A 24,038-nucleotide genomic window follows, 5' to 3' on the forward strand; every position below is an offset into this window, starting at 1 on the left:
GGCGCCGTGAGTGAATTCCGTTCCGGCTTCGTCTGTTTCGTCGGCCGACCCAACACCGGCAAGTCGACGCTGATGAACAGGCTGGTCGGCGCCAAGGTGGCGATCACCTCGACCCGCCCGCAGACCACCCGTCACACCATTCGCGGGATCGTGCATCGGGAGAACTTCCAGATCGTCCTGGTCGACACCCCGGGGCTGCATCGACCGCGCACCCTGTTGGGCAAGCGGCTCAACGACCTGGTCCGCGGCACCTACGCGGAGGTGGACGTCATCGGGCTGTGCATACCCGCCGACGAGGCGATCGGCCCGGGGGACAGGTGGATCGTCGACCAGATTCGCTCCATCGCGCCCAAGACCACGCTTGTGGTCGTCGTGACCAAGATCGACAAGGTATCCAAGGATCAGCTGGCCGCCCAGCTGGCCGCGGTCGGCGAGCTGGTGGGGTCTGGCACCGAGGTCGTCCCCGTTTCCGCAGTCACCGGCGCCCAGATCGACGTGCTGATCGACGTGCTGGCCGCCGCGCTGCCGCCCGGGCCGGCGTATTACCCCGACGGTGAGCTGACCGACGAACCCGAAGAAGTGCTGATGGCCGAGTTCATCCGGGAGGCCGCCCTGGAGGGTCTGGGCGACGAGCTGCCGCATTCGCTGGCGGTGGTGATCGACGAAGTCGCACCGCGGGAAGGCCGCGACGACCTGATCGACGTGCACGCAGTGCTCTACGTCGAGCGCGACAGCCAAAAGGGCATCGTCATCGGCAAGGGCGGCACCCGGCTGCGCGAAGTCGGCACCGCCGCGCGTACCCAAATCGAGAAGCTCCTTGGCACCAGGGTCTATCTCGACCTGCGCGTCAAGGTCGCCAAGAACTGGCAGCGCGACCCCAAACAGCTTGGTCGGCTTGGGTTTTGAGCGTAGTCTGAACGAATATGCGCGAGACGGTCGCGCTACTTGCCGCATTGGCTGCGACGGCTGTTGTCGCCGCCGCCCCGGCACACGCCGACCCGGAGGCCGAGTACTTGGACACGCTGGCCGGTCAAGGCTTCGACCTGACGGCCGTCAATACCCGCCGGCTTGTCAACTTCGGCAAGGTGGCCTGCGCCGACATTGGCACCGGCGGCGAAGAGCAAGCCGTGCGACACCTGGCGTCGTTTCCCGGCGCCAATCCGGCGCGGGTGCGGGCGGTGGTCAGCACTGCACACGAAAAGCTGTGTCCGGGCGCATGAGTCGTTCAGCGCATCGGGGGTCCGCTGGAGACCGGTGGGGTGTCGGTGCCCGTGTTCCACCACGCGTCCGGCTGCTTGGCGGCCCAGCCCATGACGGCCTCCAGCTCGGCGGCCAGCGACACCAGCAGCGGCTCGCTGTTCGCCGGCCCCATCAGCTGCACACCGATGGGTAGACCCGCGGAGGTGAATCCGGCCGGGACGTTGATCGACGGCCATCCCAGCAGATTCCACGGCCAGGTCACCGGGCATGCCTTGATCATGGTCCGGTCGGTGGCCAGGCCACCCAGGTTGTCGAAGGCGTGTACCGGCGGCGGCGGCTGGGCGGTGGTCGGGGCCAGCACCACGTCGACGATATGGAAAATCGAGCCGACTCGGCGCTGATCCGCGGCTTCGTGGGCGCGCGCGCGACGCAGCACCGCCCCGGACAGCAGCCGGCCCATCCGCATGTTGGACAGCGTGCGACGGTCGTAGTCCACGCCGTCCCCGAGCCGCTCGGCCCAGTCGAGCAGCCCGGCGGTGGACCGCGACAGGAAATTCACCGACAACCGCACGCCGTAATCGGGGTTACCGGTCATCACGGTGTGCCCGAGCAGCCTGAGCTGTTCGGCGACCGAGTCGAGTGCGGCCTTGATCTCGGGATGCAGTGTGGCCCGAAAACCCGTGAACGGGAACAAGGTTGACACCGCGATCTTCAGCGGGCCCGGCGCGGTCCCGACGTAGTCAGACACTGTCACCGGGGGCGGTTTATGCAGGTCGCCGTCGACGTTGCCCGACACGGCGTCCAGCACCAGCGCGGCGTCCTCGACGGTGCGGGCCAGCACACCGTTGACCGTGATCCCGTTGAACGCCTCAGGCAGCGGCCAGGTGGAGATCCGGCCGCGTTGCGGCTTGATGCCCACCAGGTGCGTCCACGCCGCGGGAATGCGAATGCTGCCCGCCCCGTCGGAGCCGATCGCCGCGGCAACCAGGCCCGCGGCCACCGCCGCTGCGCTGCCGCCCGAGGATCCGCCGGGCGTGTGCCTGCGCGACCACGGGTTGCGGGTGTGCCCGAACGCGGGTCCGCTGGTGAAGGGCCATTGGCCGAGCTCACAGGTGTTGGTTTTGCCGACGATGACCGCGCCCGCTGCCTTGAGCCGGCGTACCACCTCGGAATCGGCGACCGCCGGCGGGACGTATCCGGAGGTGCCGAAAGCGGTCGGTACCCCAGCGATGTCGACGTCGTCCTTCACTGCGATGGGAATGCCCAGCAGCGGCGCCTGCTCCCCGGCTGCGCGCCGCCGGTCGGCTTCGGCGGCGTCGGCCAGCGCCGACTCGGCGAGCACCACCCGAAATGCGTTCAACGTGGGCTGGCTGAGGTCGATCGCGTGCAGCGAACGACGCACCAGCTCTTCCGACGTCACCTCGTGGGTGGCCAGCTGGTAGAGCTGGTCGGTCAGGGTAGGGAAGCGGAAAAACGACGTGTCTGCCATCGCTGACCAGGGTATCGGCGTGCCGTAGCGGCCATGTCCCAGCGATGTCTCGGTGCGATGCCAAACTGGTGTGATGCGGCTCTACCGGGACCGGGCGGTGGTGCTGCGCCAGCATAAGCTCGGCGAAGCCGACCGCATCGTCACCCTGCTGACCCGCGACCACGGGCTGGTGCGCGCGGTGGCCAAGGGGGTGCGCCGCACCCGTAGCAAGTTCGGGGCGCGTCTGGAGCCGTTCTCGCACATCGATGTGCAGCTGTACCCCGGCCGCAATCTGGACATCGTCACCCAGGTGGTCTCGATCGACGCGTTTGCCACCGACATCGTCAGCGATTACGGCCGCTACACCTGTGCGTGCGCGATGCTGGAGACCGCCGAACGCCTCGCCGGTGAGGAGCGGGCCCCGGCCCCGGCGCTGCACCGCCTCACAGTGGGGGCGCTGCGGGCGGTGGCCGACGGGCGGCGGCCCCGCGAACTGGTGTTGGACGCCTATCTGCTGCGTGCCATGGGCATCGCTGGATGGGCGCCGGCGCTAGAAGAGTGTGCCCGCTGCGCCACGCCCGGTCCGCATCGGGCGTTTCACGTCGCCGCCGGCGGCGGCAGTGTCTGCGGTCACTGCCGCCCGGCTGGTTCCACCACTCCTCCGTTGGGAGTGCTGGAACTGATGTCGGCGCTGCGCGACGGGGACTGGGCGGCGGCGCTGGCTGCGCCGCAATCGCACCGCAGCCACGTCAGCGGGTTGGTGGCCGCCCACCTGCAATGGCACCTGGAACGACAACTGCGAACATTGCCGCTGGTGGAGCGGATCGACCGGGTCGACCGTGTGGTCACCGACCGTCGCGTCTCGCTGCTCAGGCAGGATGTGGCCCATGGCGAGGAACCGGGCCAACAGCTCAGCGCGGACGGCTGAGCAGGCGACCTTTCCCCAGCTGCCTCCGCCGCCGGCCGACTACCCGACGTTTCCGGACAAGTCGACGTGGCCGGTGGTCTTCCCGGAGCTGCCGCCCTCACCCGACGGCGGCCCGCGTCGGCCGCCGCAGCACCCGTCGAAGGCGGTCCCGCCACAGATTCCGGCCACGCAACTGCCGACCCATGTCGCGATCGTGATGGACGGCAACGGCCGGTGGGCTACTCGGCGTGGCCTGCCGCGTGTCGAAGGACACAAGATGGGCGAGGCCGTCGTCATCGATATCGCCTGCGGTGCAATAGAACTCGGTATCAAGTGGCTAAGTCTTTTCGCATTCTCGACCGAGAACTGGAAGCGGTCTGCCGAGGAGGTCCGGTTTCTGATGGGCTTCAACCGCGACGTGGTGCGGCGCCGCCGTGAGAGCTTGAACACGATGGGGGTGCGGATCCGATGGGTGGGGTCGCGACCGCGGTTGTGGCGCAGCGTCATCAAGGAACTCGAGATCGCCGAGCAGATGACCGCCGACAACGACGTCATCACTGTCAACTACTGCGTGAACTACGGGGGGCGCGCCGAAATCACCGAAGCTGCGCGGGGTATCGCGCGGGAAGCGGCCGCCGGCAAGCTGAATCCGGATCGGATCACCGAGGCGACGATTGCCCGTCACCTGCACCGGCCCGACATACCCGATGTCGACTTGTTGCTACGGACGTCGGGGGAGCAGCGGTCGAGCAATTTCATGCTGTGGCAGGCCGCCTACGCCGAATACGTCTTCTCCGACAAGCTGTGGCCCGACTATGATCGCCGCGACTTGTGGGCGGCCTGCGAGGAATACGCATCTCGCCATCGACGATTCGGGAGCGCCTGATGCCCTCATTGCAAGAGCGGCTGGCGTCGGTGCTTCGCGACGTGTTGCCCGTCGAGGAGGAGCCCGACGGCGCGCTGACGATCCGCCACGACGGCACCTTCGCGTCGTTGCGGGTAGTGACCATCGTCGAGGATCTCGACCTGGTGTCGCTGACTCAGGTTTTGGCGTGGGATCTTCCGTTGAGCAAGAAGATTCGCGACAGGGTGGCCGAGCACGCGCAGGGCGTCCAGTTGGGTTCGCTGACGGTGGTGGAAAAGGTCAGTGACACGTCCGCCAAACGCAACTCCGGTAAGACCGCCGATGTGATGTTGCGCTACAACTTCCCCGGCGCGGGCCTGACCGACGACGCGTTGCGCACCCTGATCCTGATGGTGCTCGACACCGGCGCCGAGATACGGCGCGCGCTAACCCGTTAATTCGCGCACTGCGAGCACGTGCCGAAGATCTCGATGGTGTGGCTTGGATCGGAAAAGCCGTGTGCAGCAGCGACTTCGGCGGCCCAGGTCTCCACTACGCGGTCGCCCACCTCGACGGTGGAGCCGCAGTTGCGGCACACCAGGTGGTGATGATGGTCGGTCGAGCAGCGGCGGTAGACCGATTCACCGGTGTCGCTGCGCAGGGTGTCGAGCAATCCCGCCGCCGCCATGGACTGCAGCGTGCGATAGACGGTGGTGAGGCCGATGTTTTCGCCGCGGCGGCGCAATTCGTCGTGCAGTTCCTGGGCGGAGCGGAAGTCGTCGAGGGTTTCCAGCAACGTCGCGATCGCGGCCCGCTGCCGGGTGGAGCGAACACCGGGGTTCATAGCCGCCGTTCCTCGCCGGCGTGCGCGACCGCGTCGATGACGATGTGGGCCAGGTGATGGTCGACCAGTCGATAGAGGACTTCGCGGCCCGACCGTTCACCGGCGACCACGCCCGCCGCCTTCAGGATTTTCAGATGCTGGCTCACCAGCGGTTGTGGTACGCCGAGTGCGTCGACCAGTTCGTGCACACAGCGCTGCGACTCGCGCAGCTGCAACACGATGGCGATGCGCACCGGTGCGGCCAAGGCGCGCAGCAGCTCACCGGTGGCCTCGAGGATTTCCCGCGGCGGCGGGGCGGGGCATGCCGAGAACTCCCGCTCGTGCTCGCCCACCAGCGCGGGCGCCGGCATGGAGGCGCCGTCGGCGACCGGTGACGTCGAGCGGGACATGGGATATCACTTTCAAGCAGTCCAGCGATGTTGGGAACCGTTGTCGGTTCGCTTTCCACTGTCACATGCATATTGATGCATGTCAAAGGCCGCGCGCGGCGGTCGCTACGATGACTGGTGCTCGCGGCTCACCACCGTCCGCGTTCCTCCCCACCCGAGACAGGAGTACACCAGCCCGTGGCGTCCGTCATCGACACCGTGGTCAACCTCGCCAAACGGCGCGGTCTGGTGTATCCGTGCGGCGAAATCTACGGCGGGGTCAAGTCAGCGTGGGACTACGGCCCCCTGGGCGTGGAGCTCAAGGAGAACATCAAGCGACAATGGTGGCGCTCGATGGTCACCAGCCGCGACGACGTCGTCGGTCTGGATTCCTCGATCATTCTGCCCCGCGAGGTGTGGGTGGCTTCCGGCCATGTCGACGTGTTCCACGACCCGTTGGTCGAGTCGCTGATCACCCACAAGCGCTACCGCGCCGACCATCTCATCGAGGCCTACGAGGCCAAGCATGGTCATCCGCCGCCGAACGGCCTGGCCGACATCCGCGACCCCGACACCGGCGAGCCCGGCCAGTGGACCGAGCCGCGCGAGTTCAACATGATGCTCAAGACCTATCTCGGGCCGATCGAAAGCGAAGAGGGCCTGCACTACCTGCGCCCGGAAACCGCACAGGGCATCTTCATCAACTTCGCCAACGTGGTCACCACTGCGCGCAAGAAGCCGCCGTTCGGAATCGCTCAGACCGGCAAGAGTTTTCGCAACGAGATCACGCCCGGCAACTTCATCTTCCGCACCCGCGAGTTCGAGCAGATGGAGATGGAGTTTTTCGTCGAACCGTCCACCGCGCCGGAATGGTTCGACTACTGGGTCGACAACCGGCGGCAGTGGTACATCGATCTCGGCATCAATCCGGACAACCTTCGGTTGTGGGAACACCCGAAAGACAAGCTGTCGCACTATTCGGCGCGCACCATCGACATCGAGTACAAGTTCGGCTTCGCCGGCAATCCGTGGGGGGAGCTGGAGGGTATCGCAAACCGCACCGACTTCGACTTGGCCACGCACTCAAAGCATTCCGGCGTCGACCTGTCGTACTACGACAACGTCACCGACACGCGTTACATCCCGTACGTGATCGAGCCGGCGGGCGGTCTGAGCCGGTCGTTCATGGCGTTTTTGATCGACGCCTACAGCGAAGACCTGGCGCCCAACGCGAAGGGGGGGATGGACAAACGCACGGTGCTGCGGCTCGATCCCCGGTTGGCGCCCGTCAAGGCCGCGGTGTTGCCGCTGTCACGGCACGCCGACCTGAGCCCCAAGGCCCGCGACCTGGCCGCAGAGTTGCGCAAGTGCTGGAACGTCGAATTCGATGACGCCGGCGCGATCGGACGGCGCTACCGGCGCCAAGACGAGATCGGCACGCCGTTTTGCGTGACGGTGGACTTCGAGACGCTCGAGGACCACGCGGTCACCGTGCGCGAGCGTGACGCCATGACGCAGGACCGCATCGCGATCGACGCGGTCGCCGACTACCTGGCGCCGCGGCTGCGGGCCTGTTAGCGGTCGCGGCAGCTCAGAATCGTCCGCCGCCGCCCATGAACCCGTCGTCGGAGGGCCCCGACGAACCGCCGAACGAGGTGGGGCTCCAACCGCCGTCCCAGCCGCCACCCCAGCCGCCCCAGCCGCCGCCGAAACCGCCGAAACCGCCGCGCATCGCGCCGCCCAGCAGGTCGCCGATGATGATCCCACCCATCATCGCGCCCAAGTCGCTGCCGCCGCTGTAGCGGCCGGCGTAGGCCTGCTGGGCGGACTCGACGTCGGCGTTGGCCAGCGATTGGGCCTGGTCCGCCAGTGTCGCGGCGGCGTTGGCGTGGGCGATCGCCTCGTTGACATCGGTGCACCGTTTGTCGTGTGCTGCCTGCAATTGCCGGTTCGCCTCCGCTAGCCGGGTACGCGCTTGCGGGCCGATGCTGCCGCGGCGGGTGTCGATGTAGTCGGAGACGGCGCGCACCCGTGCCTGCGCGGTGAACAACGCCTGCTCCAAGGCGCGGTTGAGGCGCTCGGCGCTGGCCCGCTCCTCGGCGACGACGGCCAGCAGCCGGTCCAGGTCGGCGTCGGCCTTGGTCAATTGGGTGAACGCGCCCAGGGGATCGGTGGTGCCGCTGGTGCGGGCGGCATCGACGGCCTTGACCGCGGCGTCACGCACCGTCGCCAGCTCAGCGGTGTGCGCGCCGTCGGCTTTCTGCAGGTAGGCGTTGGCCTGGGCGATCCCTGTTTGAATGTCAGCGATGACGGACGGCAGCTGTTCGGCGGCGCGACGGATGTCGTGTGACGCGTTGTCGATGGCGTCGAGCAGCGAACGGGCCTGGGCCAGAGCCGATTCCGCAGCTCGTACCGCATCGACCAGGGCACTCTGCTGTCCACTGACCGCCTGCGCCGCCAGTTGGCGCGCCCGGCTGATGTTTTGCTCGCCGAAGGCCAGTCGCTCTTTAGCTGCGTCGACGTTGCCTGACACCGAAGTCAGTGCAGCAGCGTCGAATTCGCCATGCAACTCGGCCAGCCGCTGTTCTGCTGGGCCGATGCGGGCGGTGAGCTCGACGACCTGCCGGGTCAATCCGTCGAGGCGGGCCGGCGCGTTGATCACCAAGTCGCGCAACTGCTCGAACGCCTGTCGCTGCGATTCCAGTTCCCGGTCAGCCTGCGCCGCCGACACGATCACATTGGTCAGCAGCTCGCGCCGCTGCGCGGGCGTCTCGGGTATCGCGTCGTCGAGTTGCTGGCGGACGTTGAACGCTTGGGTCAGTGCGGCTTTGGCGTTGTTCACCGCACGAGTGAACGGTTCAGTGCGCTCCTGGCCGAACTCGTCGACGGCCAGGGCCAATTCGTTGGCGCTGGTGCGCACCGCGTTGTCGACCTCGACCACCATCGACCGCGACAGATCGTCGAGCACATCCAGCGGCAACGCGGCAAGCGCATCGGGATCGGTTGGGTCGGCCCGCCGCGCCGCGGCCAACGCGGCCGCGCGGCGTCGCCGGCGCCGGTAGCGCATCACCACCACCAGCGCCAGCATCGCGACCGCGATGACGCCCAACGCGATCACCAGCGGCGCCCATGGCGACCACCCGGATGTTTGGTCGAGCCCGGTGGCCGCGGCCACCGCAGCGCCGCTCCAGTCGCCGCGATGCAGCGCGGGTTCGATCTGGGTGCGCCGCAGGTCGTCGATTCGGCTCGAGTCCAAGTTCTTCACCGTCGGCGGCACGAGGAAGGCATACGCGCGGTCGGCGGTGGCCACGGCCAGCAACGCGTCGTAGTCGCCGAGGTCGCTGGCGCGACGGGTGCTCTGCGCCCAGCTCACCGCGGCCTGCCCGGAGAAGGTGTCGACGTAGACCACCCACAGCCGGATGTGGCGATCGGAGTAGAGCTTGTCCACCGCGGCCTCGACGGCGCTACGGTCCGCGCCGGTCAGTGCGCCGGCGTCGTCGGTGACGTAGTCGGACAACCGGAATGGCGGTTGCGCGGCGGCTGCCGGGCCGAGCAGTAGCGCGCCAGCCAACGTCACCAGAATCACGGCGAACAGGCGAGCGATGCGCATGCTCGCCAATGTAGCCGGGCGACGGCGGTCGGCCCTGGCAGACTGTCGTTCGATGAATCAGCGGGATCCCTACGACGATTTCGACCGCCAGCGGCGGGTGGCCGAGGCGCCGAAGACCGCGGGGCTGCTGGGCACGCAAGACCAGCACCGTAGCGACTTCGCCCGCGACCGGGCCCGGGTATTGCACAGTGCCGCGCTGCGCCGGCTGGCCGACAAGACCCAGGTCGTCGGGCCGCGGGAAAGCGACACCCCGCGCACTCGGCTGACCCATTCGCTGGAAGTGGCGCAGATCGGCCGCGGGATGGCGATCGGACTGGGATGTGATGCCGACCTCGTCGACCTGGCCGGGTTGGCCCACGACATCGGCCATCCGCCCTACGGCCACAACGGCGAGCAGGCGCTCGACGAGGTCGCGGCCGACTGCGGGGGCTTCGAGGGCAATGCGCAAAACTTCCGGATCCTCACCAGCTTGGAGCCCAAAGTTCTTGACACTCAAGGCCGTAGCGCTGGGCTGAACCTGACTCGGGCCGCGTTGGACGCGGTCACCAAATATCCGTGGACGCGCACCCAAAGCCGCGGCAAGTTCGGTTTTTACGACGACGACCGCGACCCCGCGGCCTGGGTGCGCGACGGTGCACCGGCCGAGCGGGCCTGCCTGGAAGCCCAGGTGATGGACTGGGCCGACGACGTCGCATATTCGGTGCACGACGTCGAAGACGGCGTCATCTCCGGCCGCATCGACCTTCGTGTGCTCGCCGACGACGACGCCGCGGCTGCGCTGGCCGAGTTGGGTGAGACCGCGTATCCGCGGCTAAGCGCCGACGACTTGGTGGCCGCTGCGCAGCGGCTGTCCGGGCTGCCGGTCGTTGCTGCGGTCGGTAAGTATGACGCCACGCTGGCGGCGTCGGTTGCGCTCAAGCGGCTGACCAGCGAGCTGGTGGGCCGGTTCGTCTCCGCGGCGATCGCCGCGACCCGCGCGGCCGCCGGACCCGGGCCGCTCGCGCGGTATGCGGCCGACCTGCACGTGCCCGACCTGGTGCGCGCCGAAGTGGCGGTGTTGAAAACGCTGGCGCTGCAGTTCATCATGTCCGATCCGCGGCACCTGGACAGGCAGGCCCGCCAGCGCGAACGCATCCACCGGGTGGCGCAGTGGCTGTTGGCGGCGCGCCGCGGACCCTGGACCCGATCTTCGTCCCGGCGTTCAACACCGCCGCCGACGACCGCGCCCGGCTGCGGGTCATCGTCGACCAGATCGCGTCCTACACCGAAGGACGATTGGAGCGCATCGAGGCGCCGTAGCCGTCGCTGAACCGCGGCGCCGTCGGGCCGGCGAGGCTTATCCGGCGCCGATCACCCCGCACGCCATCCGCTTTTCGGCGTCCGGGGAGTGCTCGGCGCCGTGCAGCACGAGCGCGGTCTTGTTGCCCGCCAACAGGTCGTCTTTGGTAAACGCGTCGCTGGTGGTCACCAGCAGCGCCGCGCCGTCCTTGCGCACCTGTAGCGCAGGCAGATCCCCGCTGGCCGGTTCCCCGGTATGCCCGGGCGCCTGATAGTGCTCGCCGGCGGAAAAGAAATCGCCGGCCGGCCCCCCTCCCGGTGCCACGGAGTTGGGCTCGCACTTGCCCACCGAGTGGATGTGCATCATGTGGAAACCCGGCGTCAGGATTTCCGTGGCGACCGTTTTCACGGTGACGGTGGCGTACCCGTTGGCGAAATCGAAGCTCGCGGTGGCGACGGGCCGGCCGTCGGCCGTTTTCATTTGCGCGGTAAGCGTTTCGGTGCCGGGTGCCGCGCTGGTGGGCGAAGTCGCCGCCGACGCGGTGTGCACGGGCGGAGTGGTGCCGGGTTCACTGCTGGGGTGCTGGTTGGGGCTGCATGCAACCAGCGAGGCGACGGGCACGGTCAGCAAGGTGGTGGTCTTGGTCATGGATCGACCGTAGTCGGCAGGGCCGCGATCATGGCGCGCGGCCGCTCTACACTAAGCCGATGGCCGGGCGTATCTCCGATCGCGATATCGCCGCCATTCGCGACCGTGTCCGCATCGACGAGGTCGTCGGCGACTACGTCCAGCTGCGACGTGCCGGCGCCGACTCGCTGAAGGGCCTGTGCCCGTTCCACGACGAAAAGTCGCCGTCGTTTCATGTGCGGCCCAATCACGGGCATTTCCACTGCTTCGGCTGCGGGGAGGGCGGCGACGTCTATGCATTCGTCCAGAAAATCGAGCACGTCAGCTTTGTCGAGGCCGTCGAACTGCTGGCCGACCGGATCGGCTACACGATCACCTACACCGGCGCGGCGACCCGCGTCCAGCGCGATCGCGGCACCCGCAGCCGACTCGTCGCCGCCAACGCCGCGGCTGCAGCGTTCTACGCCGAGGCCCTGGAGTCCGAGGAGGCCGCCCCGGCCCGCCAGTACCTGGAGGAGCGCAACTTCGACGGCGACGCCGCCCACCGCTTCGGGTGTGGGTTCGCGCCCGCGGGGTGGGACTCGCTGACAAAGCACTTGCTGCGCAAGGGCTTTGACTTCAAGGAGCTGGAAGCCGCGGGACTGTCGCGGCAAGGGCGTCGCGGCCCCATCGACCGGTTCCACCGGCGATTGCTGTGGCCGATCCGCAGCACGGCGGGCGAGGTGATCGGGTTTGGCGCCCGCAGGTTGTTCGACGACGACCCGATGGAAGCCAAATACGTCAACACCCCGGAGACTTTGCTGTACAAAAAGTCGTCGGCGTTGTTCGGGATCGACCTGGCCAAGCGCGATATCGCCAAGTGCCATCAGGCTGTCGTGGTCGAGGGCTACACCGATGTGATGGCGATGCATCTGGCCGGAGTCACCACCGCGGTCGCGTCATGCGGCACCGCGTTCGGTGACGAGCACATGGCGATGCTTCGCCGATTGATGATGGACGACAACTTCTTTCGAGGCGAACTTATCTACGTGTTCGACGGCGACGAGGCGGGCCGGGCGGCGGCGCTGAAGGCGTTTGCGGGCGAGCAACACCTGGCGGGCCAGTCGTTTATCGCGGTGGCCGGCGACGGCATGGACCCCTGCGACCTTCGGTTGGCGCACGGTGACGGCGCGCTGCGAGATTTGGTGGCGCGGCGAACCCCGTTGTTCGAGTTCGCGATTCGCTCAGCACTGGCCGAATTCGACCTGGACAGTGCTGAGGGCCGCGTGGGTGCGTTGCGCCGTTGTGTGCCGATGGTCGCCCAGATCAAGGACCCCACACTGCGCGACGAGTACGCGCGCCAACTCGCCGGCTGGGTCGGTTGGGACGACGTCGCCCAGGTCGTCGGCCGGGTGCGTGATGAGGCGAAGCAGCGCCGCCGACCGCGCCGTCCGGCTTCGGCGCCGACCGAGACCGGCGTGGCTGAGCAGGCCGCCCTTCGTCCCGATCCGCGGGATCCGACGTTGTGGCCGCAGCGTGAGGCGCTCAAGTCGGCGCTGCAATATCCGGCGCTGGCCGGCCCGGTGTTCGATGCGCTGCCGGTGGAGAGCTTCACCCACGCCGGCTACGCGGCCGTCCGCGCGGCCATCGACGCCGCAGGCGGCACCGGCTGCGGCGTCACGGGTGCCGAGTGGATCGATGCGGTTCGCCGGCACGCCACATCGGCCGTGGTGGCCGGGCTGGTCAGCGAACTGGGCGTGGAGGCGATCCGTGTCGACGACGACGACAAGCTGCCGCGCTATATCGGCGGGGTGCTCGCCCGCTTGCAGGAGGTGTGGATCGGTCGGCAAATCGCCGAAGTCAAGTCGAAACTGCAGCGCATGTCGCCGGTCGAGCAAGGCGACGAATACCACGCCCTGTTCGGAGACCTGGTGGCGATGGAGGCCTACCGGCGCAGCCTGCTCGAGCAGGCCAGTGGCGACGACTTGAGCGCTTAGGTCGCGCTACCGCGCTGCTGCGGCTCGACGACGCTGGTGGTGTCGTCTATCTCGGTCAGCGTCACCATCCCGGCGTCGGGGGAGACCCGGTTGGCGATCTTGCGCCGCCCCGCTTCGATCATCGACTTGACCGCGGGGCTGCCGGTGATGGCGCGGTAGGTGCCGACGATCTGCTCGTAGCGGCGCCGACCGGCCTTTGCGCCCAGCACGTAGCCCAGTCCCAGCACGACGGCATACCGGATCAAAGCGGTCCTCCCGACGACGGTGCGATTGCATTCCATCCTGCCCTATCGGGGCGGGCCCGATCCGTCTGGTTGGGCGACAGTGGCTCAGTAAGTTAGAGTCATCCCCCGATCCGCGCGGATCGGGCAGTCCCCTGTAGCTCAACTGGCAGAGCGTTCGGCTGTTAACCGAAGGGTTGAAGGTTCGAGTCCTTCCGGGGAGCGACCGGCTGGGGTCCGCTAGGGTCGTCAACGTCAACCTCCGGTATTAGATCGGCGACCGGCACGCCTAGCCATCGGGCTACCACGGCAATTTCCACAGCAGTCCAGTTGGTCTTGCCGCGCAAGCGATTCGAGATTGAGCCTTGGTCCACGCCGAGGATTGCGCCGAGCTGCTTTTGGGTGCGCCGACTACGCCACATCAGCGCATGAACGCGCTCTCCAATGAGCTCGTTGCACTGTCTCATATGGTCGGCGGCCTGATTTGTTGCACCTGTCATAGTCGCCACCATACGCCATAAGCGACGTTAGCGACAATTGGTGTGTCGTGATTGACATCTTATGGCAATCGGCCATACCTTTTAGCGCATGGCCGATTGCCATATTCATGATGACAAAGCAACGAATCCCACCCTCACAGTGGCGCAAGTCGCAGCGCAGTTGAACACCAGCTCACGAACTGTTCAGCGTTGGATCAAAGCCGGCAAACTGCGTGCGATTCGGCTCCCTGGTGGCCGTAGCTACCGCATTTACCAGCGGGATATCGACGCAGCCCTCGAGATAGTCGGGATCAGCGCATGAGCGCGGTGGAGCTTTTCGCGTACGCCGACCACCAGGTCCGCGTCGTGCTCGTCGACGGCGAGCCGTGGTTCGTCCTCGCCGACCTCGCGCGTGTCCTAGAGATTGTCGATGTCAGCCGCCTTGCGTCGCGGCTTGACGATGAGGTGCGCCAGACGCACCCCATCTCCGACAGTCTCGGCCGGACGCAGCAGACGACCGTCGTCAATGAGCCGGGCATGTACGAGGTCGTGATCCGCTCCGACAAGCCCGAGGCGGTCGCGTTCCGGCGGTGGATCACCAGCGAGGTGCTACCCGCTATCCGCCGCACCGGCTCCTACTCGACATCACCTGCACCTGCACTCGAAGGCCCCGAGCTGCTGGCCCATGCGGTGATCGAGGCGCAGAAGATGCTCGCCGCGGCCGACAAGCGCATAGCCGAACTCGAGCCCAAGGCCGAGGTTGCTGACAAGCTGCTCGACGCCGAAGGCGACTTATCGGTGCGTGACGCCGCCCAGTCGTTGACGCGGGCCGGCATCAAGCTCGGGGAGCGGCGCCTGTTCGCCGAGCTGGACCGCCGCGGCTGGATCAGACGCGCTGTCGGCGACGGCCGCTACCGCGTCATGCAATCCGCCATCGACGCCGGATATATGTCTGTGCTCCCGCAGTCGCACTACCACCCGAAAACCGGCGTGCTCGTGCTCGACCCTCCGCAACCCCGAGTGACGCCGAAGGGGTTGCAGCGGCTGCTGTCTGACTACACCAGCCGAGTCGGGGTGGTCCAGTGATCGCCGATCTGCTAACTGCCGCGCTGGCGGCGGTGAGCGCGGTGGCTTGCCTTGTTGGTTTCGAGTGGCTGCGCAGGTCGGCATGAAACCGGCGGTGGATGTTGATTCGCTGGCGCTCAACGCGGCTGAGTGCCGAATCCTGGCCGCAGTGTTCGGGTTTGCCGACACCGCCGAGTTTCAGGTGTTCGCGCGCAAACAGCAGCGCAAACACGCGTCAAAGCAACTGAGGGGGCAGGTGGCGCGGTGAATGTCCTCGACTCGCTGATCTCGCAGTGGCGGCGATGCGGTGGTGACAAATGCCGGCTGGCGCGGCACGGCAAGTGCAAACGCTGCAAACGGGGAGCGCGGATCACAGCCGAACGCGCAAAGGAGGCGGCGTGAGGTTCAACGACTGGTTGCGGTTGCCGTGCGACTTGCTCACCGAATACGGCTGCTACCCGATCCGTTTCGCCCAGGCTGTTGCCGAGGGTGTCGCGCTCGGGTTGCGGCGCGCGTCTTCCCCTGCCGCGGCTGACGTGTCCCTCGCCGCGGCGGGGGACCACCAACCACGGCAACCGTCGTCACCGCCGCGCTTCGGCAATCCGAAGGTGTTGCGTGCCGCGGCGATCCAGCTGGACGAATGGTCGCGGCACCCCGACTGTGAAGCGCCGTATTACTGCCGGGCGCTCTCCGACCATCTTCGTGCCGCGAGCCGAAACGCAACCGACCCGCACTACTGAGCGCGGGCCGGCCGGTCACAGAGAAGAAAGGAATGAAAGGAGGTCGCTAGGAATGGTAGCACGCAAGTTCACGAAACTGGTCGAGCACGCGAAAAAGTGGGCTGGTTTGCCGGTGATGCCGCAACCAGCGGGTGTCGCGTACCCGGCGCACGATGGTGACATCGCGCTGCTTGAGGAGATGGCCGACCGCGTGTTCTACGCGCTGAACGATCTGCCGCGAGGCGATCGGCTGGCCGCAGTGGTGACGTTGATCTGCCGGGGGGAGGCGCTGGCGTGAGAGACCTGACCGCGCGCACAAGCTCGATTCTCGGCTTCGACTGTCTCCACCAGCTCTCAGCTCACCGTCGCCGAAGCCTCGAAACTCATTGACACGCTGGATCAATGGTGGACCGGTGAATGCTACGACGACGCCGGAAACAAGATCAGCACGGACGACAAGATCCGCGAAATCCTCAACGCCGCCACGCTCGCAGAAGTCGAAAACGATACCGCCGCAACACAGGAAGGAAACTGACCGATGATCGACCTCGACCGCATCACGCATCCGCTGCGCCTTGCGAAAGGCTCGCACCAACCCGGCAGCGGCAAAGGCTGCGCCATGAACGTCATCAGCTACATCAACGGCGACACCCAGATCACCGACTACCCGCAGTGCTCGGCGCGCCCGCTGGCCGCGCTGGTCCAGATGTGCAACGACGAACTAGCCGACGACGACGGGATGCTGTCACCTGAGAACAGTGTGCTCGTGCTGGATTTGGGTTGGCAGACAGTCGGAACCGCGGATATGCCTGACGCCGGTTATGCGTTGTGGATCGCGGAGGTTCTCGACAACCCGGAATGGGGAGTCGTGCGCTTCGCGAAAGGCGATGGCGTCGCTGCTGTGAAGCGGATCGCCGAGTTGCACCGGGATTCGGCGGCCAGTGTGATTCCGTTCGCATGGGAGGCCGTGAGCGCGGCCGAGAGCGCGGCCTGGAGCGCGGCCAGGAGCGCGGCCTGGAGCGCGGCCGAGAGCGCGGCCGAGAGCGCGGCCATCGTCGACTTCGCCGGCCACGCCATCGCCTACTGGCGGCAAATCCAGGGACTCGACCAACCCGCTGAACTCAACCCCGACGCAATCAATTCCGCACTCGACAAGATCGGAGTCTGAACCATGACAGGTTCGAGGCTGCGCCAGTACATCTTGGAGGCCGGTGCATGATCCGGAACACCGTCATGCCACTCGCATGGCTGATGCTGGCCAGCGTGATCATCGGTGCCGCAATCGCTTTCGCCAGTCCCGCGCACGCCGACCCGGTATCGAACTATGCGGAAATCTCCGCTGGCCCGATCTGCTCCACGTTGGACAGCTACCCGTCGTTGGCGGGTTTGTCCGGTGTGTTCAGGGCCGTTGAGGAGGATTCCGGTTTCGGCCCGTACGATGCGGGCCGGATCGTGGCGATGGCGGTAATCGATCACTGCCCAAGGCATCTCGCGTTGTTGCGCCGGTATGTCGCCGTCTACGCGCCGCAGTCGCGGCTGGTCGCCAGCCAACGTGAGGCGGTGTCCGCCAACGAAGAAACCGCAGCCATGCCTGCGGCGAACGTACCCGCACACCATCCCAAGAGACAGGACGCCCCGAAGTGACCTACCGTGACTTGTTAGCCGATGTCATCGCACCCGAATACACGCTGCCCGACGGCTACGACTCGTGGGGATTGAAATCGGTTCACCCGGATTTGCGGACCCGCAACGGTTTCCGCTGGCCGTTCCCCGGAAATGAAACGCCGCGAGTCGAACTGGACGATCACGACGGCCCGTGCCCGTCACGACCGGGTGACGGCGTGTGTGTGGCGAAAACCTGGGCGGGCATGGCATCCGGTGGTATCCCTGCCCGCACGTGGCATAGACATATGACCACGAACGTCGTTGAGGCGGTGACATTGTGAGCGCTCTCCGAAACCGGCCAGAGGCCAGCCACCGGCCGCCACGCCTCCAAACCAACGAGCAATGGCAGGAGCTCGCCCTGTGCGCACAAGTCGACGCAGAAACGTTCTTCCCCGACAAAGCAAACGCGGCACGTGCACGGGAGGCGAAAAAAGTGTGCTCCGCGTGCGAAGTGAGGGTCCAATGCCTCGAATACGCGCTAGCCAACCACGAGCGGTACGGGATTTGGGGCGGCCTATCCGAGCGGGAACGTCGTCGATTGCGCCACAAGGGCGCACCGAAATCTATTGACCATCAAGCGTTTCGGAGCAGAGCGTTGTGATGTTCGCGGCTGGTGACAAGGTTTCGTGGTGGCACACGCCAGCGTGCAAGCGGCACGGCGTGGTGGTTGAGCCGTCTGAGCGGCTTGTGGGCGTGCGGCCGGCCGGGGAACGCGAACTGCTGTATGTGGACGCATGCCAACTGTATAGCGAAAACAGTCCGATCCCGCTTGAGGACGGGGTTTATGCGGGCATCCCCACCAGTGACTATCAGAGTGATCGTGACAGCCTGTCCGCGTCCGGGGCGCGGCTGCTGCTGTCCGCGCCCGCGAAATACGCGTGGCAGCTTGATCACCCACGCGAGCCGGCGACCCACTTTGACATCGGGACTCTTGTGCACACGCTGGTGCTCGGCTGCGGGGACGAGATAGAGGTTGTTGACGCCGAGGATTGGCGTAGCAAGCATGCTCGGGAATGCCGCGACAAGGCCCGGGAAACAGGTCGCGTCCCCATCCTGCGCGCCGACTATGACGCTGCGGTCGACATGCGTGACGCTGTCAAAATCCATCACCGGCTCGCAGCCGAGCTGTTCGATGCTGGCGAGCCGGAAATGTCGATGTGGGTGCGCGACCCGGCGACGGGTGTGCGGCTGCGCGCCCGACCGGATTGGATGACCCAACGCGACGGCAGGTTGTGGCTTGTGGACCTGAAAACCTGTCAATCCGCTGACCCGCGCGAATTCGGCCGCACCGCAAACCATCTCGGCTACCACGTGCAAATGGCGTGGTATGTCACGGTGGCGCGCCTGCTTGAGCTCGACCCGAACCCGGTGTTCCTGTTCGTGCTGGTCGAGAAAACACCACCGCATCTTGTGTCCGTTGTAGAGCTTGACGCTGACGCCTACCAGCTCGGCTACCGGCGCATGCGGGAGGCCATCGACGTATTCCGGGCCTGCCGGGACTGGGATGAATGGCCCGGTTACGCAGCTGACAGTGAAATCGTTCCGGTTGCGTTGCCGCAGTGGGTATTTCGTCATCAGGGAAAGGAGTCGCAGTGAGCGGTTACCAGCCGATCGTCTCGAAAACACCGACGCGTATGGGCGCGTTCGACGAACGGGACACTGATTTGATCCGCTACCTGGGGCTGAATCCGGCCAAACCGGAGGATCGGGCCGCGGTCGCGGTGTGCCGGCACTACGGGTTCGACCCGCTGCTCAAACACGTTGTCGTGATTCCCCGATCCGGGGTGTACATCACCCGCGACGGGTTGCTGCACGTGGCGCACCGTTCCGGCCAGCTCGACGGTATCGTTGTCGAGCAAGAACCCGTTCTCGACGGTGAGCGCGGCGAGTGGGTGGCACGAGTGTCGGTGTGGCGCAAAGACATGAGCCACCCGTTCACCTATCCCGGCCGCTACCCGGCTAACGGCGGCAACGACCGTTACGCGCCTGAGATGGCGCTGAAAGCCGCTGAGGCGCATGCGCTTCGCCGAGCGTTCGAGGTGGCTGGGCTGCCTGCTTTGGATGAGCAGCGTGAACCCGCCAACGAAACACCACACACGGGCCGATCGTTCGCTGACGTTAGTGGCGACGCCGAACAGCCTGCGTCGAAAGCCGCCGAGTCGCACCGCCGCAAATGGCTGAACCGCATGTTCGCGCTACTACACGAGGTGGACTGCAATGATCGCGAAGACCAGCTGATTGTGCTGCGCCACCTAACCGGGCGTGACCTTGAACACCGCGACGATCTCACCGACGAGGAACTACGCGAGGTCGTCCACACGCTCAACGACCTTCGCAAACGAGGCAATCTCAGTGACCGGGTGACAGAGATCCTCAACACCGCGGCGATTGCTGCTGAGGAGCAGCTGGTTAAACGGGAAAGCGAGCTGGAATGAGCCGGCGCGCCACCGAACGAAACCCATTCTGGACCGGCCGCGACAACGCGGCCGTGCAGGATGCCCTGTCCCGCAAATGCGGGATGTGCGGCGCGAACGTTGGCGAGGACTGCAACAGCATCATCGACGGCGGTCCGCTGCCCGGAAGAATCGTCCACCACTACCGGGTGGGGGCGACATCGGCTCGTTGTTCAGCGGGGCCGGCGGCCTAGACCTCGCCGTCGAGGCCGCGTTCGGTGGTCGCATCGAACCTGACCCCAACCCAAGGAGGAGAGCGCCTAATGCCGCGTATTCGCACGATCAAACCGGCGTTTTGGGATTCGCCCGACACCGCAGCAGCCGACCTGCGGACGCGGCTGCTGTACATCGCCATGTGGAACTGGGCCGACGACTACGGCATCGGCGATGCGACCCCGGTTCGGCTGATCGGGTTCGCGTTTCCCAACGACGAGATACCAGTGTCGGATTATCCGAGGATTCTCTCGGAAGTTTCGAGAGCTTACGGAGTGGTGTATTTCGAGCACGCCGGGCGCCGATATTTCGTCATTCCTGAGTGGGAAAAGCATCAGCGTACCGAGAAGCGCGCCAAACCGGACGAGGCTCTCATCGAAGCCGCGAATGCGGCTATTTCCGCAGCTCAACGGCCAGACGCGGAATCTCCGAGGAATTCCGCGGAGATTCCGCCGCTCAGTGACGGAACTCCCGGCGCTGGAACAGGGGAACAGGGGAACAGGGGAACAGGGGAACAGACGACGACCGCGCGCGAAAACGACGAACCCTGGCCACCCGAACCGCAAGACGCCGTCGACGCCGAAGTGCTCAACTCCGCTCCCAAGTTCATCGACAATCCCAGCCGGCCAACACCACCCAAGCCAACCGACGCCGCAAGGACCGTCGTGCGCACAACGCTCGGCACCGGCTACCCCCGAACAACGATCGACCGGCTCGCCGTCCAAGTCATCAAACTGGCGCGCGAAGGCCACCCCGACGCACTCATCCGCGAGGCATTGCACGAATGGGACCACCGCGCCGACTGCATGAAAGCGGAGTTCCTGCCGACCGTGCTAGGCGACATCGTCAAACGATCCCGCGCCGCCCCAGCCGCCAACGGCCACCAGCTGCAAGGAGCAGACCTCCGCGCAGCCGAAAACGAAAAATTCAAACGCCAGCTGCGACAGCTACGACAGCAACAGGAGCTGCCATGATCACCGCCGAAGACGTGCTCGACGCACTCACCAAAGCCGCCGCATACGACACATCCCACACACCACGCACCTCGCAAATGCTCATCGCCGCGTGGGTCGAGCACTTCAACCGGTACGCACCAGCCGTGCAACGCGAAGACCTGCTGGCCGCAGTCAGCGAATACCACCGCGAACCCCGCAACCGGATGCTCCAGCCAGCGGACCTGTCGGCGATCGCCCGCGCGTTACGCCGCGACAACACAAGCGACGAACCGCCGCCCGCGCCGCCTGCGGCCGAAACTGCCGACTATCCACCGCACTGGACAGCCCGGCAACGCATTGACGCCTACTGGACAGCGCTGCGCAACCACGCCACCCCAGCCAGCCAAGACGAGTGGGAAAACCTGCTCAAACAAGCCGCCAACCAGGAGCACGCCAATGACAGCGCAGCATGACACGCACCGCAAAAAACTCACAAACGCCAGTTGTGGCGGCACTCATCACCGGCCAAAACCTCGCATGAGGATTCGCAGCACCATGATGAGAATCGGGTCGCTTTTCTCAGGTGCCGGTGGCCTCGACCTAGCCGTGACCAAATGACAAGCAGCACTCACCGAAGGAGTCGACCAGCGAGCGCCGCACGCAAACCCAAACCGGCAGCCGAGGACACCAACCTCCCCGCCGCGCGCCGCCAGCTCGAATACGCCATCAGCGCTCTCATCGACCCCAAACCACAGCACACCGGCACTGGAATCGTGTGGCTCGATCCCCTCTACGAGCAGCTGCGCGACGCCGTCCCCGGCTCCAAACGCGACCGCACAGGAGTCCCAGCCTCCCAACCCCCGGCCTGGATCGACGCCCTCGACCTCCTGCGTGAAATCGACACCACAATAGCCCGCTGGGAGCCCTCCTGGCCGCAAAACCCACGCGACCCAACCGAACTATCCACCCCGGTGACAATCTTTCGTCTACGGGCCATACAGAGCCGAAAATGGCGGCCCCACGACGGGGCCGACATCCACCACAAAACCAACACGCTCAAAAAGTGGGTCGAACGCATCACCAGCCTGCTCGCCAACACCCACGTCAAACACCTGCCCGCAGCCTGCCCGGCATGCGGAAAAAAAACCGTCTACCGCCGCGACAACGCCGGCGACCTCGTCCGCCAGCCAGCACTGCAAATCACCACCCAAGGCTGCGTGTGCCAGCACTGCCGCACCGTGTGGGGACCGGAGCGATTCATGCTCCTCGCCAAGGTGCTCGGCTACGACCTGCCGCCCGGCGTGCTGGAATAAACGAGCAGCATGAGACTGATGATGGACGCCGACAGCTCGCTCGCGCAGGAAATCCGCGCCCGCCACGACATGGAAATCTTGTGCGTCAAGAGTGCTAACGTTGTAATTTGTTCTCTGACTGTGTCTATTCATCACAAACAGAGTGTACGCTTCAAATGCGTTCGTTAAACCTGTATAATTCATCGCAGGAAAGCAAGCTTTACCGCGATCAATCATGAAAGTCATTCTATGGAACGCATACCAGTAGAACCTCTGGTTTTGCAGTGGGCGCGCAAGAGCGCCGGCTTTCATGATATCTCACTGGCGGCTAAACGCCTGGGCACCAGTGAAATGACGGTGAGCAAATGGGAAGACGGATCGCTCCAACCCACGATAAAGCAATTGCGCAAGATCGCAAAGACATACAAGCGCCCGTTGGCGGTTCTATTACTTCCTGAACCACCGAAGGAATTTGACGCCTTGCGCGACTTTCGTCGGATTGCAGGCTCAGAAGACGTCGACATGGTCGCCAGCACTCGAAGGTGAATTCCGGCGGGCGGTTTCTCAGCGGGAGGTCTATCTTGAGCTTCAAGAGGTCGCGCCAGCGACCCTGCCAGAGTCGGTACCGCCCTTTAGCTTTCAAGGTGTCCGACGGCTCGGACGTGGCAGCCGAAAACCTCCGAACAGTGCTTGGTATCAAACACCACACGCCCGTCGTCATCGACGACCGCGACATCGTGGTGATCAGTAGCCCAATCAATTCCACAAAACAGCGCCAAGGCATCCCTCCTGAAATCGGTGATTCTGTTGTCCCCGGGGGAGTTGTGCGGCGCCCTAATCGCAGGACTCGACGGTCCGTCATCTCAGTAGCCGTCCATGACTCCAGCCCACCGCAAGACCTCGTTCTTTCGAAGAGCTCAAGGCTCGGGAACAATATTCGGGAAGTCAACCCCGCAGCGGGCTCGGGCAACGGAATCTCACCCATCACGGCGCGTGATCTACCGCCAGGCGCGCCGTTCTCTCGCAAGTCGTCGAACGACGGGAGACACCAGGCGTCACCCGGCGGCAGACCTCGTCAGGAACAGATCCTGGTCCTCCGACCGCTAACCCATCCCTACCAACCGATTAGGAGAAGCAGAAACGCAAAGAACGCGAAGGCGGTCCGTCCTATTACGTTGTCAAGGCGCGCGACCTCGGGCACGGCTATGTCAGTTCGGTCCTGGAGGCATACCAGAGCAGGGCGATCTCGTCGCTTGACGTCACCGACTACCTGAACGTGCGCTTTGAGCAGCTGCCCAAGGTCGTGTCCTTCCGGCGGTGTAAAAGAGTTCGGACGTAGGTTCCGTCGAAGACGAGCAAGTCTGAAGGAAGGAGCCTACGTCCGTGTCGAAGAGGATATCGCCTGATCAGATATTCCTCAGCGAAGCGCGTGCGGGCGGCCTGGTCATCCTGGACGACTCGGTGGCGGCCGCTGATGCCACGTTGACGGTCGCGGAGCGGAAATCCCGCCGAAACCCTTGACTGCACCCTGTTTTAGGGTGTAGAGTGATGGGTGTCAGGGTCAGGGGGAAAGGCCCCAGACCGAGCCGAAAGGGAAAGAAAGACATGACCACCGTCAAGACCGACCACGGCACCTACACCGGCCGCAGCGTGGACAGCATCGTCCGGCGCGAGTATGGACGCAGCGCGCAGGCCCGCCAGTCGGCGGACCCGAACTCGCCGATCTGGGGCCAGGTCATCAAACCAGGTTCTGACCAGCGGTCACGAGAGCTGCGGGGCCTACAACAGCTCGCCGGCTACGACCACCCACAGCGGGATCTGCAGGTGCTGGCCCGCATCATCTGGGTCGACGGCTGATCCGGACGGTCCGGAC

Annotated in this window: 32 protein-coding genes, 1 tRNA gene and 1 pseudogene; 27 read left to right on the forward strand and 7 right to left on the reverse strand. The window is 65.7% G+C overall.

Translation table 11 applies throughout. The annotated features are described in order from the left end of the window. Positions 1 to 6 precede the first annotated feature (6 nt). Both era and MYXE_RS09185 read left to right on the forward strand, forming a co-directional pair. Positions 7 to 906, forward strand: coding sequence for a GTPase Era (era, locus tag MYXE_RS09180; protein ID WP_003921918.1), 900 nt, complete (start codon positions 7 to 9; stop codon positions 904 to 906). Positions 907 to 923: 17 nt separating this feature from the next. After that, positions 924 to 1,220: a DUF732 domain-containing protein gene (locus tag MYXE_RS09185; protein WP_003921919.1), complete on the forward strand. Its 297-nt coding sequence runs from the start codon at positions 924 to 926 to the stop codon at positions 1,218 to 1,220. A gap of 5 nt (positions 1,221 to 1,225) precedes the next feature. On the opposite strand, the gene MYXE_RS09190 is transcribed toward MYXE_RS09185, so the two are convergent. After that, positions 1,226 to 2,689 carry an amidase gene (locus tag MYXE_RS09190; RefSeq protein WP_003921920.1) on the reverse strand — a complete coding sequence of 488 codons (1,464 nt, stop codon included), beginning with the start codon at positions 2,687 to 2,689 and terminating at the stop codon, positions 1,226 to 1,228. Between the two features lie 73 nt (positions 2,690 to 2,762). Here MYXE_RS09190 and recO point away from each other — a divergent pair, with 73 nt between their 5' ends. Genes recO through MYXE_RS09205 form a run of 3 tightly spaced genes read left to right on the forward strand, consistent with a single transcriptional unit; the run spans position 2,763 to position 4,877 of the window. After that, on the forward strand, positions 2,763 to 3,596 hold the full coding sequence (gene recO, locus MYXE_RS09195) for a DNA repair protein RecO (protein ID WP_161552065.1): 834 nt from the start codon (positions 2,763 to 2,765) through the stop codon (positions 3,594 to 3,596). Next, on the forward strand, positions 3,556 to 4,461 hold the full coding sequence (locus MYXE_RS09200) for a decaprenyl diphosphate synthase (protein ID WP_003921922.1): 906 nt from the start codon (positions 3,556 to 3,558) through the stop codon (positions 4,459 to 4,461). Before recO ends, MYXE_RS09200 begins: the two co-directional genes overlap by 41 nt. Next, positions 4,461 to 4,877 carry a hypothetical protein gene (locus MYXE_RS09205; RefSeq protein WP_003921923.1) on the forward strand — a complete coding sequence of 139 codons (417 nt, stop codon included), beginning with the start codon at positions 4,461 to 4,463 and terminating at the stop codon, positions 4,875 to 4,877. The genes MYXE_RS09200 and MYXE_RS09205 overlap by 1 nt, the downstream gene beginning before the upstream one ends. On the opposite strand, the gene MYXE_RS09210 is transcribed toward MYXE_RS09205, so the two are convergent. Further along, positions 4,874 to 5,263, reverse strand: a complete 390-nt coding sequence (locus tag MYXE_RS09210) for a Fur family transcriptional regulator (protein ID WP_003921924.1) — start codon at positions 5,261 to 5,263, stop codon at positions 4,874 to 4,876. The two genes, MYXE_RS09205 and MYXE_RS09210, sit on opposite strands and share 4 nt — an antisense overlap. Then, entirely contained in the window at positions 5,260 to 5,613 is a 354-nt protein-coding gene (locus MYXE_RS09215; protein WP_050947758.1) for an ArsR/SmtB family transcription factor, read from the reverse strand. The genes MYXE_RS09210 and MYXE_RS09215 overlap by 4 nt, the downstream gene beginning before the upstream one ends. A 156-nt stretch (positions 5,614 to 5,769) precedes the next feature. Here MYXE_RS09215 and MYXE_RS09220 point away from each other — a divergent pair, with 156 nt between their 5' ends. Further along, on the forward strand, positions 5,770 to 7,209 hold the full coding sequence (locus MYXE_RS09220) for a glycine--tRNA ligase (protein ID WP_085193465.1): 1,440 nt from the start codon (positions 5,770 to 5,772) through the stop codon (positions 7,207 to 7,209). A gap of 13 nt (positions 7,210 to 7,222) precedes the next feature. On the opposite strand, the gene MYXE_RS09225 is transcribed toward MYXE_RS09220, so the two are convergent. Further along, the gene (locus MYXE_RS09225) at positions 7,223 to 9,241 is read right to left on the reverse strand and encodes a TPM domain-containing protein (RefSeq protein WP_085193463.1); all 2,019 of its coding nucleotides are present in this window, start codon (positions 9,239 to 9,241) and stop codon (positions 7,223 to 7,225) included. A gap of 52 nt (positions 9,242 to 9,293) precedes the next feature. Here MYXE_RS09225 and MYXE_RS09230 point away from each other — a divergent pair. After that, positions 9,294 to 10,540: pseudogene (locus tag MYXE_RS09230) on the forward strand (deoxyguanosinetriphosphate triphosphohydrolase). 37 nt (positions 10,541 to 10,577) lie between these two features. On the opposite strand, the gene sodC reads toward MYXE_RS09230, so the two are convergent. After that, on the reverse strand, positions 10,578 to 11,168 hold the full coding sequence (sodC, locus tag MYXE_RS09235) for a superoxide dismutase[Cu-Zn] (RefSeq protein ID WP_085193461.1): 591 nt from the start codon (positions 11,166 to 11,168) through the stop codon (positions 10,578 to 10,580). A 59-nt stretch (positions 11,169 to 11,227) separates the two neighbouring features. Between sodC and dnaG the strand changes: the two genes are divergently transcribed. Continuing rightward, positions 11,228 to 13,123: a DNA primase gene (gene dnaG / locus MYXE_RS09240; RefSeq protein ID WP_003921931.1), complete on the forward strand. Its 1,896-nt coding sequence runs from the start codon at positions 11,228 to 11,230 to the stop codon at positions 13,121 to 13,123. Here dnaG and MYXE_RS09245 read toward each other — a convergent pair. Continuing rightward, complete coding sequence (locus MYXE_RS09245; protein ID WP_039890788.1) at positions 13,120 to 13,368, reverse strand: hypothetical protein; 249 nt, start codon at positions 13,366 to 13,368, stop codon at positions 13,120 to 13,122. The genes dnaG and MYXE_RS09245 overlap by 4 nt on opposite strands. A 126-nt stretch (positions 13,369 to 13,494) precedes the next feature. On the opposite strand from MYXE_RS09245, the gene MYXE_RS09250 reads away from it, so the two are divergent. Continuing rightward, positions 13,495 to 13,569 (forward strand) — tRNA-Asn (locus tag MYXE_RS09250). Here MYXE_RS09250 and MYXE_RS25250 read toward each other — a convergent pair. Then, positions 13,530 to 13,856 carry a helix-turn-helix domain-containing protein gene (locus tag MYXE_RS25250; protein WP_161552163.1) on the reverse strand — a complete coding sequence of 109 codons (327 nt, stop codon included), beginning with the start codon at positions 13,854 to 13,856 and terminating at the stop codon, positions 13,530 to 13,532. The genes MYXE_RS09250 and MYXE_RS25250 overlap by 40 nt on opposite strands. Positions 13,857 to 13,932: 76 nt before the next feature. Between MYXE_RS25250 and MYXE_RS09260 the strand changes: the two genes are divergently transcribed. From MYXE_RS09260 to MYXE_RS09345, 18 genes are all read left to right on the forward strand, one after another. Next, the gene (locus tag MYXE_RS09260) at positions 13,933 to 14,145 is read left to right on the forward strand and encodes an excisionase family DNA-binding protein (protein ID WP_071700212.1); all 213 of its coding nucleotides are present in this window, start codon (positions 13,933 to 13,935) and stop codon (positions 14,143 to 14,145) included. Beyond that, positions 14,142 to 14,909 (forward strand): BRO family protein, encoded by a 768-nt coding sequence (locus tag MYXE_RS09265; protein WP_085193459.1) that lies wholly within the window; start codon positions 14,142 to 14,144, stop codon positions 14,907 to 14,909. Before MYXE_RS09260 ends, MYXE_RS09265 begins: the two co-directional genes overlap by 4 nt. Positions 14,910 to 14,991: 82 nt before the next feature. Continuing rightward, the gene (locus MYXE_RS09270) at positions 14,992 to 15,156 is read left to right on the forward strand and encodes a hypothetical protein (protein ID WP_161552066.1); all 165 of its coding nucleotides are present in this window, start codon (positions 14,992 to 14,994) and stop codon (positions 15,154 to 15,156) included. Between the two features lie 130 nt (positions 15,157 to 15,286). Beyond that, entirely contained in the window at positions 15,287 to 15,628 is a 342-nt protein-coding gene (locus tag MYXE_RS09275; protein ID WP_085193455.1) for a hypothetical protein, read from the forward strand. A gap of 52 nt (positions 15,629 to 15,680) precedes the next feature. Continuing rightward, the gene (locus MYXE_RS09280) at positions 15,681 to 15,905 is read left to right on the forward strand and encodes a hypothetical protein (RefSeq protein WP_085193453.1); all 225 of its coding nucleotides are present in this window, start codon (positions 15,681 to 15,683) and stop codon (positions 15,903 to 15,905) included. A gap of 240 nt (positions 15,906 to 16,145) precedes the next feature. Continuing rightward, positions 16,146 to 16,775, forward strand: a complete 630-nt coding sequence (locus tag MYXE_RS24365; RefSeq protein ID WP_161552067.1) for a hypothetical protein — start codon at positions 16,146 to 16,148, stop codon at positions 16,773 to 16,775. A 47-nt stretch (positions 16,776 to 16,822) separates the two neighbouring features. Beyond that, complete coding sequence (locus MYXE_RS09290) at positions 16,823 to 17,251, forward strand: hypothetical protein (RefSeq protein WP_085193449.1); 429 nt, start codon at positions 16,823 to 16,825, stop codon at positions 17,249 to 17,251. Continuing rightward, complete coding sequence (locus MYXE_RS09295) at positions 17,248 to 17,553, forward strand: hypothetical protein (protein ID WP_085193447.1); 306 nt, start codon at positions 17,248 to 17,250, stop codon at positions 17,551 to 17,553. Before MYXE_RS09290 ends, MYXE_RS09295 begins: the two co-directional genes overlap by 4 nt. Beyond that, complete coding sequence (locus tag MYXE_RS09300) at positions 17,550 to 17,873, forward strand: WhiB family transcriptional regulator (RefSeq protein WP_178031405.1); 324 nt, start codon at positions 17,550 to 17,552, stop codon at positions 17,871 to 17,873. Before MYXE_RS09295 ends, MYXE_RS09300 begins: the two co-directional genes overlap by 4 nt. Positions 17,874 to 17,932: 59 nt before the next feature. After that, the gene (locus MYXE_RS09305; protein WP_161552068.1) at positions 17,933 to 18,868 is read left to right on the forward strand and encodes a PD-(D/E)XK nuclease-like domain-containing protein; all 936 of its coding nucleotides are present in this window, start codon (positions 17,933 to 17,935) and stop codon (positions 18,866 to 18,868) included. Further along, positions 18,865 to 19,707, forward strand: a complete 843-nt coding sequence (locus MYXE_RS09310) for a recombinase family protein (RefSeq protein ID WP_112649932.1) — start codon at positions 18,865 to 18,867, stop codon at positions 19,705 to 19,707. The genes MYXE_RS09305 and MYXE_RS09310 overlap by 4 nt, the downstream gene beginning before the upstream one ends. Then, positions 19,704 to 19,919, forward strand: coding sequence for a zinc finger domain-containing protein (locus tag MYXE_RS09315; protein WP_085193439.1), 216 nt, complete (start codon positions 19,704 to 19,706; stop codon positions 19,917 to 19,919). Before MYXE_RS09310 ends, MYXE_RS09315 begins: the two co-directional genes overlap by 4 nt. 69 nt (positions 19,920 to 19,988) lie before the next feature. Next, positions 19,989 to 20,912: a hypothetical protein gene (locus tag MYXE_RS09320; protein ID WP_085193437.1), complete on the forward strand. Its 924-nt coding sequence runs from the start codon at positions 19,989 to 19,991 to the stop codon at positions 20,910 to 20,912. Next, the gene (locus tag MYXE_RS09325) at positions 20,909 to 21,346 is read left to right on the forward strand and encodes a hypothetical protein (protein WP_085193435.1); all 438 of its coding nucleotides are present in this window, start codon (positions 20,909 to 20,911) and stop codon (positions 21,344 to 21,346) included. The genes MYXE_RS09320 and MYXE_RS09325 overlap by 4 nt, the downstream gene beginning before the upstream one ends. A gap of 141 nt (positions 21,347 to 21,487) precedes the next feature. After that, positions 21,488 to 22,186, forward strand: a complete 699-nt coding sequence (locus MYXE_RS09330; RefSeq protein WP_197904888.1) for a DUF7341 domain-containing protein — start codon at positions 21,488 to 21,490, stop codon at positions 22,184 to 22,186. A 228-nt stretch (positions 22,187 to 22,414) separates the two neighbouring features. Further along, entirely contained in the window at positions 22,415 to 22,711 is a 297-nt protein-coding gene (locus MYXE_RS09335; protein ID WP_085193433.1) for a helix-turn-helix domain-containing protein, read from the forward strand. 837 nt (positions 22,712 to 23,548) lie between these two features. After that, entirely contained in the window at positions 23,549 to 23,686 is a 138-nt protein-coding gene (locus MYXE_RS09340) for a hypothetical protein (RefSeq protein ID WP_161552069.1), read from the forward strand. Positions 23,687 to 23,770: 84 nt separating this feature from the next. Further along, positions 23,771 to 24,022, forward strand: a complete 252-nt coding sequence (locus tag MYXE_RS09345; RefSeq protein ID WP_085193431.1) for a hypothetical protein — start codon at positions 23,771 to 23,773, stop codon at positions 24,020 to 24,022. Positions 24,023 to 24,038: the final 16 nt, after the last annotated feature.

Source organism: Mycobacterium xenopi (genome assembly GCF_009936235.1).
Lineage (GTDB): Bacteria > Actinomycetota > Actinomycetes > Mycobacteriales > Mycobacteriaceae > Mycobacterium > Mycobacterium xenopi.